The sequence below is a fragment of the Phocaeicola coprocola DSM 17136 genome (genome assembly GCF_000154845.1).
GTDB classification, from domain to species: domain Bacteria; phylum Bacteroidota; class Bacteroidia; order Bacteroidales; family Bacteroidaceae; genus Phocaeicola; species Phocaeicola coprocola.
Window position 1 is genome coordinate 19,263 of the sequence record NZ_DS981496.1, and the last position, 13,575, is coordinate 32,837.

Consider the following 13,575-nt stretch of genomic DNA (forward strand, 5'->3'; position numbering starts at 1 on the left):
AAAAATATTGATAAATGGATAAAATTATTGGAATGGGCAATGCTTTGGTCGATGTTTTGGTCTTAATCGATAGTGATGAGGTGCTAAATGACCTGAATTTGCCTAAAGGAAGTATGCAGTTAATAGACGAGGACACATTATTTAATATACGTACTAAGACAGCTGGGCAGAAACTTCATCGGGCAACTGGAGGAGCTGCAGCTAATACAATATGTGCACTTGCAGGGCTGGATGCAGAAGTTGGATTTATTGGGAAAATTGGTACAGATGAATTCGGACAATTTTTTGAGCGGACATTAAAAAAAAGAGGAATAGAAACTTCTTTGTTGAAATGTGACTGCCCTTCGGGAGTTGCTTCCACATTTGTATCACCTTGTGGTGAACGTACTTTTGGTACATATTTGGGAGCATCAGCCAAACTTTGTGCTGATGACTTGTCGCGTTCAATGTTCGAAGGTTATTCCTATTTTTATATTGAAGGTTATTTGTTGCAGGATCATGATCTTATTGTACGTGCCATGCAATTAGCAAAAGAGGCTGGTTTGCAAATCTGTCTTGATATGGCTAGCTACAATGTGGTTGAGGCCGAGCGTGAGTTTTTCGATATGTTGATTACAAAATATGTGGATATTGTATTTGCTAATGAAAGCGAAGCACGCGCCTATACGGGTAAAGGACCTGAAGAAGCTTTACAGGAAATATCATCTAAATGCAGCATTGTAGTCATAAAAACAGGTAAAAGTGGTTCATTGGTAAAAAAAGGTACTGAGGTTATTCGTGTAAATCCTTTCCCTGTCAAGAAAGTAGTTGATACAACGGGGGCTGGCGATTTTTATGCAGCAGGTTTCTTATATGGTCTTACATGTGGCTATTCACTTGAAAAGTGTGCACAGATAAGCTCCATTTTGGCTGGGTATGTTATTCAGACAGTGGGAACAGCCCTGACAAAGAAGAAATGGAACGAAATAAAGTTAAATATTGAGTCCGTCTTGCAGGCTTGAGCAGAATAATATGTTTATTTGCAAGCTAAAATCATGATAGCTATGAATACAAAAAGAACGCTGATTGGAGCTTTTATCATTTTTCTTGGTTTGGGACTTTCCAGCTTTAAAGATGATGACCGTAATTTTCAGATATCAAAGAATCTGGATATTTTCAATTCTATTTTTAAGGAGCTGGATTTATTTTATGTAGATACTATCGATCCTGAAAAAATGATTCAAAATGGGGTTAACGGTATGCTGGCTCTGACCGACCCATATACCGAGTATTATCCGGAGGAAGGTATCAGCAGTCTGAAAGAAATGATTACGGGAAAGTATGGTGGTATCGGAGCTGCTATACGATATTATAAGAAAAAAGATCGTATTGCCATTGTGGAACCTACTGAAGGTATGCCGGCTGCAGAAGCTGGTGTAAAGGCGGGCGATATTATTCTTTCGGTTGGTGGAAAGGAAATGCTGAGAGGAAATATGAACCCTCAGGAATTTTCATCGAAAGTAAGTGAGGCTTTGCGTGGTGAACCGGGTACTTCTTTTGTTTTAAAAGTGCTTCGTCCATTGAAGAACGATAGTACCGTGATGGAGTTTAAAATTACGCGCAAGAATATCCGTAACAATCCGGTTCCTTATTATGGTATAATTAAAGATAGTATAGGCTATTTGTCGCTGACTGGTTTTACAGATAATTGTGCCAAGGATGTGAAAAAGGCATTTATTGAGTTAAAGCAGCGTGGAGCTAAGTCTTTAGTGATAGATTTACGAGATAATGGAGGAGGTTCTTTGCAGGAAGCTGTAGAAATTATTAACTTTTTTGTGACGAAAGGAAAAGAAATAGTAGTGACGAAAGGAAAAATTCGTCAGGCTGCCAGTTCATTCAAAACTCAGAATGAACCAATAGATACAGAAATGCCTCTGGCTGTGCTTGTAAATGGTAATACGGCTTCTGCTTCTGAAATTTTGAGCGGTTCTATGCAAGATATGGATCGTGCGGTGATTATTGGTACGCGTACTTATGGAAAGGGTCTGGTGCAGACTACTCGCCCATTGCCGTATAATGGTACATTGAAGGTTACTACATCTAAATATTATATTCCAAGTGGCCGTTGCATTCAGGCTATCGATTATGCAAAGAAGAATGCAGACGGTTCGGTAGCACGTATCCCTGATAGTTTGACAACTGTATTCCATACAGCTGCCGGACGTGAAGTTCGTGACGGTGGAGGTATTCGTCCGGATATTGAAGTGAAAGGGGATAAGTTCCCGAATATATTGTTCTATTTGATGAACGATGATTTGATTTTTGATTATGTTACTCAGTATTGTCTGACGCATCCTGCTGTTACTTCTGTCGATTCGATACGGATTACTGATGCTGATTATGCTGAATTTAAGAAACAAGTCAAGGCTGCTAATTTTACTTACGACCGTCAGAGTGAAGGACTTTTAAAGACGTTGAAAGAAGTTGCCGAATTTGAAGGCTATATGGAAGGGGCAGCAGAGGAGTTTAAGGCTTTGGAACAAAAGTTGAATCATAACTTGGACCGTGATCTTGATTATTTTGCAAAACCGATAAAAGAACAAATTGCTGAAGAAATAGCAACCCGATATTTTTATCAGCGTGGAGCTGTTATGCAACGTCTGAAAGACGATGAGGACTTGGATAAAGCTATTGAAGTTCTGAATTCTCCAGAAAAATACAAGGAGATATTGTCGGTTCCAGTGAAAGTTGCAGAGAAGCAGAAATAGGAAACTGTAAGATAGAAGATGAGCCATCAAATCAAATTATAGGAAAAGATGGAATCTCTAATTTGAAGCTTACACATCACTTATAGATGAAAAGGGTCGTATCATTACTCAAAATGAGGTTTGATACGACCCTTTTTTAACCTTTTAGTTTATGCTTTTAAAGTAAGACCTTTTCTGTTTTGACGCGTTCTTTATTGACAAAAGCTTATACCTGCGGCTTCTTATTTATAAAGAGCAAGAACAGAGAAAGAATCTCAAAATAAAAGCAGAGATAAGCTTATTTATAATCTATCATTGTTTCTCCGATAACACTTTTCAAGCCATCAATGACTCATTGATATATATGAATTTGAACAATAACGTAAACAGAGGGTTTGTCTATAAAACGATATTAATAATCAGTCTATTGAATATGTTTATCAGATACTAATAATCTATAAGTTATAACATAAAAACTCCTGCTTTTAGCCCTATATCGAAATGAGCAAAGACTAAAGCAGGAGATTTTTATTTTTAAGTTTTAATCTATAAGATTTTTACTTTCACAGTTTTATTTTGAGGCAGCTCCATTCTTTGAAATCTATTCTGTAATATTACATTTGATAGTACAGAATACTGATTTTTTGCTTGAGATTGCAGTTTATTTTTCCTTGTAATCTCCGTTCGCCTTAATTAGTTCAATCAGCTTTTCTACTGCCTGCTCTTCCGGAATATTCTTTTCAATACATTCTTTTTTCTTGTACAGGCTGATTTTGCCTCGTCCGGCCCCTACGTAACCATAGTCTGCATCTGCCATTTCACCGGGACCATTGACAATACAGCCCATGATGCCGATCTTGAGCCCTTTCAGGTGCGAGGTCGCAGCTTTGATACGAGCGATGGTAGCTTCCAGATCGTATAGCGTACGTCCACAGCCGGGACAGGAAATATATTCTGTCTTCGATGTACGCGCTCTGCCTGCTTGTAGAATGCCGAATGCAGTTTCATCTACTTTCTCATCAGTAATAGCATTTCCGTGATTATATAGTAAAATACCGTCGCAGAAACCATCAAATATCAATGCTCCCATATCGACTGCCGATTTGATCTGCAAATCTTCTGTATTGTTTTCCTGATAAAATTGGAAGAATACCAATGGATTGGTTAAACCTTGATTCATCAGTTGATGTGCGATTCCCCGAAATTCGCCGAGACGATTCGGATGATTACTTTGGGCAATGATAACAACTTCTGGATGCATGCGCAGACAAGCTGTAGCTTCTTCATTCAGTCCCATATATGGAGTGAATAAGAATTTGACTTTTGCATTGCAGTGGTGCAACTCAACCAGTTGCTGGTAATTGAAGGCAGGATAAGTTCCCTCTTCTCCTTTCCATATGTTTGCATCTACAATGTAGCCGATATTGGTACGACGCATTTCAGGAAGCTGCTGTCCGCAATAGATGTAGTCCGGACAGAACTGCTCATTGATTTGCATATTACCGTCAAGACGGGCAGATATAACAACCGGTACATGTTCACCTCCAATATTTTCAACAGCTGTTGTATGGCGTCGGTTTGGATTGGTATAGTTAAATTCGGCTGCTTCTGCTCCTGGTATATAGGGATGATTCTCGCGTTGGAGTACATAATCCACCAGTTTGCGGGCTACTGGGATTTCTGCTTCAGGAGCTTCACTCAGTGAAACGCGGATAGTATCTCCTAATCCGTCACACAACAAAGCGCCGATACCTAATGCCGATTTGATACGTCCGTCTTCTCCATCACCAGCTTCGGTAACTCCCAGATGAAGAGGGAATGACATACCTTCCTTTTCCATCTGTTCTGCCAGCAGTCGGACTGTCTTGACCATTACGACCGTATTGGAGGCTTTGATGGAAATAACGACGTTCATGAACTGTTCATCTACACAGATACGGAGAAATTCCATACACGATTCTACCATACCTTCAGGAGTATCACCATAACGTGACATGATACGGTCGGACAATGAACCGTGATTTACTCCAATACGGATAGCAGTATGATTCTCTTTACAGATATTTAGGAATGGAATGAAGCGGTCACGTATCTTCTGAATTTCCTGAGCATATTCTTCATCCGTATATTCCAGTTTCTTGAAAGTGCGCGCGGCATCTACATAATTTCCCGGATTGATGCGTACTCCTTCAGCATACAATGCTGCTACTTCTGCCACTTTGGGATTAAAGTGCACATCGGCTATCAGCGGAGTGTCGTACCCTTGTGAACGCAGTCCGATATTGATATTCTTTAAGTTTTCAGCTTCACGTACTCCCTGAGTAGTGAGGCGTACATATTCACCTCCTGCTTCAATGATGCGTTTAGCTTGTTCTACACAGGCCTCAGTATCCATTGTGACCGTATTGGTCATACTTTGTATACGGATAGGATTAGTGCCACCCATAGGAGTGGCACCAACATATACCTCATTTGCCTCTCGGCGTGAATAGTTGAAGTAATCCATTAATTTGTTTTATAAGCGTATTTTACTTCTTTCAATTCTTCGTTAGCTTTGACTATCTTATTTTTCAGACCTTCCTTGTAAGCTGCAAATTTTTCGGCGAGTCCTTCATCAGATAATGCCAACATTTGTACTGCAAGGATAGCTGCATTCATAGCACCATTGATAGCAACTGTTGCTACAGGTATGCCGGGAGGCATCTGGATGATAGAATAAAGCGCATCCACTCCATCGAGCACAGAACCTTTTACGGGAACTCCGATAACAGGAAGTGTAGTATTCGCTGCAATCACGCCTGGCAAAGCTGCAGCCATTCCTGCTGCTGCAATAATGACTTTAATACCTCGTCCGGCAGCTTCTTTTGCGAATTTTTCCACTTCAGCAGGTGTACGGTGTGCCGAAAGAGCATTCATTTCGAAAGGAACTTGCATTTCGTCGAGCAGTTTCGCCGCTTTCTCCATAACAGGAAGATCGGACGTACTACCCATGATGATACTTACAATTGGTTTCATGTCTGTTTATTTAGTTTTATTCATTAATGATCTGTTTGTATGCTTCAGCATCCAGCAGTTCATCCATTTCTGTAGTGTCAGTTGGTTTGATCTTGATTAGCCAGCCGTCACCATATGGATCTTTGTTTACCAGTTCCGGATGTTCTTCCAGCTCTGGATTGATTTCAAGTACTTCGCCACCAATGGGAAGGAAAAGGTCGGATACAGTTTTTACAACTTCAATGGTTCCGAATACTTCACCTTTTTCTAGAGTTTCACCTTCGGTCGTTACATCTACAAAGACGATGTCGCCCAATTGTTCTTGTGCATAATCTGTAATTCCTACATAAGCTTCATCACCTTCCAGACGAATCCATTCGTGTTCGTTCGTGTACTTTACATTAGTTGGGAAATTCATAATCTTAGTATTTTAGAGGTTAATATAATTATGTTTCAAATAAACAAAATTCCAGTGATACCGCAAAACAAACCGACTAAAAAACCTCCTCCAACTTCGTTTAAAGTATGTTGGCGGACGATGATTCGTGCGGAACCTAACATTCCTGCCAGTAAAATAAAACCGCAGAGCCACCAGATAGGATTGAACTGGAAAATGAAACTGTATGAAAGTAATCCTCCGATAATCATACCACAGCTGGCCATGTGAGTACTGATTTTCCATTTCAAGTTGATACTGGTACAGATAACCATACAAAGCAGAGTAGCTATGATTATTCCGCTCATATAGCGTGGAAGATGAATCCGGTACATGGTCAGAAAACATCCTGTATAACTCATGATCGTAATCAGGTATGGCAGAAAGCGTTTCTCTCTCTTCCCCAGCTCCCGTAACGTCCAGCCATTGATTTTCTGAAGAAGGTATATACCAAGCATCGGAAGGAGAATGGTAAAGCAATATACCATGATCAGAACTGTCAGTTTATATTGCAGGGGGAGTATTCGTAAATATGTAAAAAAGAAAAGCAGCAAAAACGCTACAAAAGGAACCATAAAAGGTGTAAATATGGCAGAGATGATACGTGCTGCCATAAATAGTGCATCTTTAGGCTCTTTTGTTGTTTCCTGAGAAGGAGCATGATATGTTAACTGATCGGGAATATTAGTTTCTTCCATCCTTGTGTTATGATTGTTTTTTGTCGTTTGGTTTATCTTCTTAGTCGTGCGACTGGAATGTTAAGCTGCTGGCGGTATTTGGCAACCGTACGTCGTGCTATCGGATATCCTTTTTCTTTTAGCATGTCGGCCAGTTCGTCATCGGTGTAAGGTTTATCCTTATTTTCCTTGTCGATACACTCTTTCAGAAACTGTTTGATTTCACGCACAGACAATTCTTCTCCGTTTTCTGTTACATATCCGTCGCTGAAGAAAAACTTGAGTGGATATATTCCGAAGTTAGTCTGTACATATTTGCTGTTGCTCACTCGTGAAATTGTTGAAATATCCAGTTGTGCACGTTCGGCCACATCTTTCAGTATCATAGGTCGGAGTGAAGACTCATCACCATCCTGGAAGAACGGTCGTTGCAAGTCTATAATAGCCTGCATCGTACTGAGCAATGTCTGCTGGCGTTGTTTAACAGCATTGATAAATCCCTGAGCTGCATCTACCTTTTGCTTGAGGAATAATAATGCGTTTTTCGATTCCTTACTTTGATTAGCTTTATTGCGTGTATGCTCATCAAGCATTTCAGTAAATTCACGGCTTAAGCGCAGTTCAGGAACATTCCGGTTGTTGAGGCTAAGATGAATAGTACCGTCTTCTTCTGTCTCAACAATAAAATCAGGAATAATTTGCTGCAAGTTTTTACCGATTGTTTCTCCCATGGAACTTCCCGGACGCGGATTCAGCTTGGTCAGCTCCACTACGGCTGCATTATATTGTTCTTCAGTTATCCCTAACTTTTGTAATATTTTATCTTTATTTTTCTTGGTGAAATCATCGCAACATTTGTTGATGATATCATATTCTATTTGTTTCAACGGAGAGTTTTCTTTCCGCTTGATTTGCAGCAAGAGGCATTCCTGAAGGCTTCGTGCTCCTATTCCCGCAGGATCAAAATCCTGTATGATAGACAAGATATGCTCCAGTTGTTCAGGAGTTGTATAAATACCCTGATAGATGGCAAGTTCGTCCATCAGGGCTTCTGTTGTTTTTCTCAATAAACCGTCATCATCCAAAGAGCCGATAAGATACTCGCCTAGTTGTTTTTCTTCGGGAGTAAGGTCTTGCATGTCAAGCTGCTCTTTCAGCGTTTCGTAAAATGAAACACTGTCCGAAAAAGGGATCTCTTCGGGAGTTTCTCCCTTAGAACGGTTGTTCTCCTGAAGCTTATAGTCGGGAATGTCATCCTCTGTGCGATAATCTCCCAACGACAAATCATCATTATAGTCGGTTCCGGATTCTTCATTTTCATCGGCAGGATAGTCATCTTCATGTCCCTCAGCCTCTTCAGTATGTTCTTTGCCTTCTTCTAGAGCAGGATTGTCCAAAAGTTCAGAATGAATACGTTCTTCCAATTCTACAGTAGGCAGCTCTAATAATTTGACTGCCAATATCTGCTGTGGAGATAAAGTCTGAACCTGCTGCTGGGCCTGAGTTTGTACTTGACGTGAATTTATAGCCATAAAAATGAATTTGATTTTTTCGCTGCAAAAATAAACAATTAGATACGGATTATATGGTTTTCACTTAATTTTATTTTATGTGGACAACCAGCTTCTCTACCAATATCTGTGGAATTTAATATCTGAAACTGCTTCCTCCCAAGAACTCGCGCAACAAGGAAGTCGGCGGAAGTTCATTGTCTTGTACTGAAACAAAATAGGCAAGGAAACGCAGAAGGCGGTGAGCTTCCGAGTATGCCGGACAGTTATTGGGTACCTTTCGTAAAATGGGTTCTGCATAGTCCTTTAACACGGCAAGTTCGAAGAGCAGAGCCGAGTTGAACATTGCATCTGCATATTCCTGATAAGGGAATATCCATTTGTCTTCCCCTGCACGGACACTTTCCCATCGAGAAATTGTCGCTTCTGCCGAGTAATTGCGGTATCGGTAATCGCGTATGATTCGGCGTAGCAACCGGTTGTCGGTGGTAGGAATATAATTATGGTTGTCGAGTGAGATTGTAGTCAGGGCAGATACATATATCTTATATTTATTGGCTGCCGGAATATTGGGGGTCAGTGCCGGATTCAGCGCATGTATCCCTTCCAGTATCAATATCATATTTTCGTCAATATGCAGTTTCTTGCCACTGTTCTCGCGTTTGCCGGTTGTAAAATTAAATCGGGGTAATTCAATTTCCTTACCATCTAACAACTCCTTTAACTGAGCTTCGAAGAAAGGAAGATCCAGCGCGTACAGTGACTCGAAATCGTGTTCACCGTTTTCATCGAGTGGAGTATCTTCTCTGTTTACAAAATAATCATCCAGTGAAATCGGATAAGGCTTCAGCCCGTTGGTCATTAACTGAATACTGAGACGTTTGCTGAACGTAGTCTTTCCCGAAGATGACGGTCCGGAAATCAATACCAGTTTCACTCTTTCTCCATTTTGGTTCCGGTGAGTGATTTCGTCGGCTATATGTGCAATTTTCTTTTCTTGCAGTGCTTCCGATACATTTATCAGGTCGGTAGCATGTCCGTTGTTGCAGGCTATGTTGAAATCCCCAACCGTACTGATTCCCAATATCTGGTTCCAGCGGTGATATTCCTGAAATACCTCCAGCATCTTTTCCTGTTTTACAAGTTCCTCCAGTTTTTGCGGGTTTTTTCTGTTTGGAATACGCAGCAACAATCCGTCATAGTATTTTACTATATCGAACAGTTTGATGTATCCTGTACTTGGAACCAGACTGCCATAATAATAGTCGATGGTATCTCCTAATCTGTAATAGAAAGTATATAACTGTCCGGAAGTCTTCAGCAGTTTTGCTTTGTCCATCATTCCTCTTTGGGTGAATAATTCGACGGCCTGTTCTGTATGGCACTCTATACGTTGGAAAGGAATGTTGTCGGTAATTATTTCCTGCATTTTCTGCTTGATACGTGTAACATCATCCAAACCAATGGAACGGTCCAGATGCAGCGTACAGTAATAACCCTTCGATACGGGATGTTCCAGGGAAATGCTTCCCTGCGGATAAAGCTCTTCTACAGCTTTTACAAGGATGAAACAAAGCGATCGGAAATAGGTACGCATGCCCGACGGATTAGTTATATCAAGAAACTCAATATCTTTATTGTAATATACCTTAAAGTTGAGCCCTTCTACCTTATTGTTAACTTTCGCACTGACAGGTCCGTAGGGCATTTCTAAATTAAAACCATTATAAATATCCAAAAGCGTGCTTCCCTCGGGGAAATCTTTTGTTAAATTGTTATTTTTGCAATATATTTGTAGCATAATTGTAATATGTGTTACTAACTCGGTGATTTGGCAATTAATTTACACATTAAACAATTAAGAGCCTACCTCCGACTTAATTAATTACAAATGGAATATACTTTTTATGATTTTTTAGCGTTGCTCGGTTCGTTAGCGCTTTTCCTTTATGGAATGAAAATCATGAGTGAGGGGCTTCAGAAGTTTGCCGGTGACAGACTTCGTAGTATCCTGACCGCTATGACGACCAACAGAGTGACCGGTGTATTGACTGGTGTGCTTATTACGGCCTTAATTCAATCTTCTTCTGCTACGACAGTTATGGTGGTCAGCTTTGTCAATGCAGGATTGCTGACCCTTTCACAATCCATAGGTGTAATTATGGGAGCCAATATTGGTACTACCGTTACCGCTTGGATTATTTCCGCTCTCGGCTTTAAAGTCGATATTTCTTTATTCTCTTTACCTCTTCTGGCTTTTGGTATTCCGCTTTTATTTTCTCAAAAGAGTTCCCGTAAGTCTATCGGTGAGTTTATTTTCGGTTTTGCTTTCCTGTTTATGGGATTGAACTTACTGAAAACCAATGCTCCAGACTTGAGCGCCAACCCTGATATGTTGGCTTTCGTCCAGAATTATACCGATATGGGATTCATTTCCGTACTTCTGTTTGTCTTTATCGGTACTATCCTGACCATGATTGTACAGGCGTCTGCGGCAACGATGGCGATTACGCTTATCATGTGTGCTAACGGATGGATCAGCTTTGAGCTGGGAGCAGCACTGGTGCTGGGAGAGAATATCGGTACTACCATTACGGCAAATCTTGCTGCTCTGACTGCCAATACTCAGGCCAGACGAGCTGCTATGGCTCACCTGATGTTTAATATATTTGGTGTAATCTGGGTTTTGATATTGTTTAAGCCGTTCCTGTCGATGGTAGACTGGATAATTTCTGACTTTATGAATATCAGTGAAGCTGACGGTGCTGCTGTTTCATTTAAATTATCGGCGTTCCATACTTGCTTCAATGTATGCAATGTGCTGATTCTGATATGGTTCGTTAAGCTGATAGAAAAAACAGTCTGCAAGCTTATTCCTCAAAAGGAACAGGAAGAAGAGTATCGCCTGCAATTTATTACTGGTGGTATGTTGTCGACAGCCGAACTTTCTGTTTTGCAGGCTCGTAAAGAAATCAACCTTTTTGCAGAGCGCATCCAGCGGATGTTCCGTATGGTTCGTGATTTGTTACATACGGAAAATGAGAATGATTTTAATAAATTGTTCAGCCGTATAGAGAAATACGAGAATATCAGTGACAATATGGAGGTAGAGATTGCCAACTATCTGAATCAGGTTTCTGAAGGTCGTTTGAGTTCGGAAAGTAAACTTCAGATACGTGAAATGCTCCGTGAAGTAACAGAAATAGAAAGTATTGGTGATAGCTGTTACAACCTGGCAAGAACTATTAACCGTAAGCGCAGAGGAAATATTGATTTTACAGAAAAGCAATATGAGCATATTCATCAGATGTTTGCTTTGACTGACAATGCACTGACGCAGATGATAAAGCTGGTGGAAGATGTGCATCATATCGTAGATGTGAACAAATCATTTAATCTGGAGAATGAAATCAATAACTACCGCAATCAGCTGAAGAATCAGAACATAGTCGATGTGAACAATAAAGAATATAGCTATCAGATGGGTATCCACTATATGGACATTATCGGTGAATGTGAAAAGCTGGGCGATTATGTAGTGAATGTGGTAGAAGCACATTCTGATGTAAAGGAGAAAAAAGCTTGAGAAAATAAATAGAACAGGCTATATATAAAGGGCATCTGCATGTTTTTCAGAACGTGGAGATGCCCTTTTTTTACTCTAGACTATTGTTATAAAAATAATTCAGCAATTTTTCATTAAAACTTCTCGATGTTTTTTAATTTTTTGTACGAATACTCAGGAGATTTGTACAAAAAATGAGCAAGATTTCAGCATGGTTTTCTTGTAGTTTCCGCGACTTATTCTTGATATCTGTCGAAAGAGATTGTTTGACTACTGTTGTTTGCGGTAACTATGTATCGCCCAGCTGTATAAGATTGTTGCAAAGCAGGATAATACACAAAGTTGTTGCACGATATCGCCGATACCGCTCCCTTTTAGATATACCATACGCATCATTTCCATGAAGTAGCGTAGCGGATTGATATAAGTGATGTACTGTGCCCAGTCGGGCATACTGCTGATGGGTGTGAACAGGCCACTCATCAGAATAAAAATAAGCATGCAGAACCACATGACGAACATAGCCTGTTGCATGGTAGACGAATAATTGGAAATGACCAGTCCGAGTCCTGACATGACCAGTACAAATATGAGTGTTGCCAGATAGATGGTGAATATGCTTCCTGCAGGTGTCAGGCCATATACGGCCCATGCAAGCAGCATGCACAGATTCAATACAATAAAGCCTATAAGCCAATAAGGAAGCAGCTTGGAAAGAGTAAAGGTAAAGCGGCTTACCGGAGTGACATTAATTTGCTCAATGGTACCGGCTTCTTTTTCACCAACTACATTCAAGGCAGGCAGAAATCCGCAAAGCATAACCAGCAGCATAGTCATCAGGGCAGGAACCATAAAGGTTTTATAGTCCAGATGTGGATTGAAACGGTACCGGATTGAAGTTACCGATGTAGATTGTGGGTTAAGTATCTGTTGCAGATATGTATTCCCTAATCCTCCTTTTGTTCCATTTACGGCATTAATGGCTACCAAAGCCGATGCCGGACGTCCGTTGACTTGTTCTTTTTCAAATCCTTTAGGAATTTCCAATAACATGTCAGCCTGATTTCTTTCGATGCATTCCACCGCTTTGTGATAAGTATCCGGAAGTGCAACTAACTTGAAATAGGGAGAAGATTCTATCCGGTGTGTCAGTCGGAGAGAAGAAGGGGTATGGTCATTGTCTATGATGGCTATACGTAAGTCTTCTATTTCCAGCGTAGCAGCCCATGGCATCACCAGCATGATCATACATGGGAATATCAGAATCAGGCGGGGCAGGAAACTGTTCCGTATAAGATGCTTGAACTCTTTTTCTATGAGGTATCGTAATATCATATTCTTTATTTACTCTAAGCGGTTTTTAAATATTTTAGAGGTAATACCTATTAGTATCACAGCCATAAACAGGAGTACACATACTTCTTTCCATACATAAGATAGCGGTACTCCTTCTATCATCAGTTGTCTTACCAGTGATACATACCAGCGGGCAGGAATGGCACAGGAGATCCATTGCAGTATAGCTGGCATACTTTCTATCGGGAAAATGATTCCTGATAAAATGATAGTAGGTATCATCAGTACCATTGCCGAGGCTAGCAGGGCAGCTACCTGCGTGTGGGTGATGCACGATATGAGCAGTCCAAGAGCAAGGGTTTTCTGAGAG

10 protein-coding genes and 1 pseudogene are annotated in these 13,575 nt (G+C 40.5%); 3 read left to right on the plus strand and 8 right to left on the minus strand.

Going from position 1 to position 13,575, the window contains the following annotated elements; translation table 11 throughout:
- Positions 1-14 precede the first annotated feature (14 nt).
- Together BACCOP_RS14240 and BACCOP_RS14245 are read left to right on the plus strand one after the other, a co-directional pair.
- Complete coding sequence (locus BACCOP_RS14240; RefSeq protein ID WP_007570322.1) at positions 15-1,001, plus strand: adenosine kinase; 987 nt, start codon at positions 15-17, stop codon at positions 999-1,001.
- 42 nt (positions 1,002-1,043) lie between these two features.
- Positions 1,044-2,747: a S41 family peptidase gene (locus BACCOP_RS14245; protein ID WP_040312117.1), complete on the plus strand. Its 1,704-nt coding sequence runs from the start codon at positions 1,044-1,046 to the stop codon at positions 2,745-2,747.
- 640 nt (positions 2,748-3,387) lie between these two features.
- Here BACCOP_RS14245 and BACCOP_RS14250 read toward each other — a convergent pair.
- From BACCOP_RS14250 to BACCOP_RS14275, 6 genes are all read right to left on the minus strand, one after another.
- The gene (locus BACCOP_RS14250; protein WP_007570326.1) at positions 3,388-5,232 is read right to left on the minus strand and encodes a 4-hydroxy-3-methylbut-2-en-1-yl diphosphate synthase; all 1,845 of its coding nucleotides are present in this window, start codon (positions 5,230-5,232) and stop codon (positions 3,388-3,390) included.
- The gene (gene purE, locus BACCOP_RS14255; RefSeq protein ID WP_007570328.1) at positions 5,232-5,741 is read right to left on the minus strand and encodes a 5-(carboxyamino)imidazole ribonucleotide mutase; all 510 of its coding nucleotides are present in this window, start codon (positions 5,739-5,741) and stop codon (positions 5,232-5,234) included. Before purE ends, BACCOP_RS14250 begins: the two co-directional genes overlap by 1 nt.
- 16 nt (positions 5,742-5,757) lie before the next feature.
- Complete coding sequence (gene gcvH, locus BACCOP_RS14260) at positions 5,758-6,138, minus strand: glycine cleavage system protein GcvH (RefSeq protein WP_007570330.1); 381 nt, start codon at positions 6,136-6,138, stop codon at positions 5,758-5,760.
- A 35-nt stretch (positions 6,139-6,173) separates the two neighbouring features.
- Complete coding sequence (locus BACCOP_RS14265; RefSeq protein ID WP_050756974.1) at positions 6,174-6,770, minus strand: hypothetical protein; 597 nt, start codon at positions 6,768-6,770, stop codon at positions 6,174-6,176.
- Positions 6,771-6,886: 116 nt separating this feature from the next.
- Positions 6,887-8,365 carry an RNA polymerase factor sigma-54 gene (gene rpoN, locus BACCOP_RS14270; RefSeq protein WP_007570334.1) on the minus strand — a complete coding sequence of 493 codons (1,479 nt, stop codon included), beginning with the start codon at positions 8,363-8,365 and terminating at the stop codon, positions 6,887-6,889.
- 115 nt (positions 8,366-8,480) lie between these two features.
- Complete coding sequence (locus tag BACCOP_RS14275) at positions 8,481-10,154, minus strand: nucleoside kinase (protein WP_177593510.1); 1,674 nt, start codon at positions 10,152-10,154, stop codon at positions 8,481-8,483.
- Between the two features lie 81 nt (positions 10,155-10,235).
- On the opposite strand from BACCOP_RS14275, the gene BACCOP_RS14280 reads away from it, so the two are divergent.
- The gene (locus BACCOP_RS14280; protein WP_007570338.1) at positions 10,236-11,930 is read left to right on the plus strand and encodes a Na/Pi cotransporter family protein; all 1,695 of its coding nucleotides are present in this window, start codon (positions 10,236-10,238) and stop codon (positions 11,928-11,930) included.
- Positions 11,931-12,179: 249 nt separating this feature from the next.
- Here BACCOP_RS14280 and BACCOP_RS14285 read toward each other — a convergent pair whose 3' ends face one another.
- Both BACCOP_RS14285 and BACCOP_RS20705 read right to left on the minus strand, forming a co-directional pair.
- Positions 12,180-13,241 carry an ABC transporter permease gene (locus BACCOP_RS14285; RefSeq protein ID WP_040312118.1) on the minus strand — a complete coding sequence of 354 codons (1,062 nt, stop codon included), beginning with the start codon at positions 13,239-13,241 and terminating at the stop codon, positions 12,180-12,182.
- Positions 13,242-13,253: 12 nt separating this feature from the next.
- Positions 13,254-13,565 (minus strand): annotated as a pseudogene (locus BACCOP_RS20705) (ABC transporter permease); the annotation flags it as partial.
- Between the last annotated feature and the right edge of the window lie 10 nt (positions 13,566-13,575).

Coding starts and splice junctions, on each gene's coding strand:
- BACCOP_RS14240 (WP_007570322.1), top strand. CDS start 15: ATGGATAAAATTATTGGAATGGGCAATGCTTTGGTCGATGTTTTGGTC.
- BACCOP_RS14245 (WP_040312117.1), top strand. CDS start 1,044: ATGAATACAAAAAGAACGCTGATTGGAGCTTTTATCATTTTTCTTGGT.
- BACCOP_RS14250 (WP_007570326.1), bottom strand. CDS start 5,232: ATGGATTACTTCAACTATTCACGCCGAGAGGCAAATGAGGTATATGTT.
- purE (WP_007570328.1), bottom strand. CDS start 5,741: ATGAAACCAATTGTAAGTATCATCATGGGTAGTACGTCCGATCTTCCT.
- gcvH (WP_007570330.1), bottom strand. CDS start 6,138: ATGAATTTCCCAACTAATGTAAAGTACACGAACGAACACGAATGGATT.
- BACCOP_RS14265 (WP_050756974.1), bottom strand. CDS start 6,770: ATGGCAGCACGTATCATCTCTGCCATATTTACACCTTTTATGGTTCCT.
- rpoN (WP_007570334.1), bottom strand. CDS start 8,365: ATGGCTATAAATTCACGTCAAGTACAAACTCAGGCCCAGCAGCAGGTT.
- BACCOP_RS14280 (WP_007570338.1), top strand. CDS start 10,236: ATGGAATATACTTTTTATGATTTTTTAGCGTTGCTCGGTTCGTTAGCG.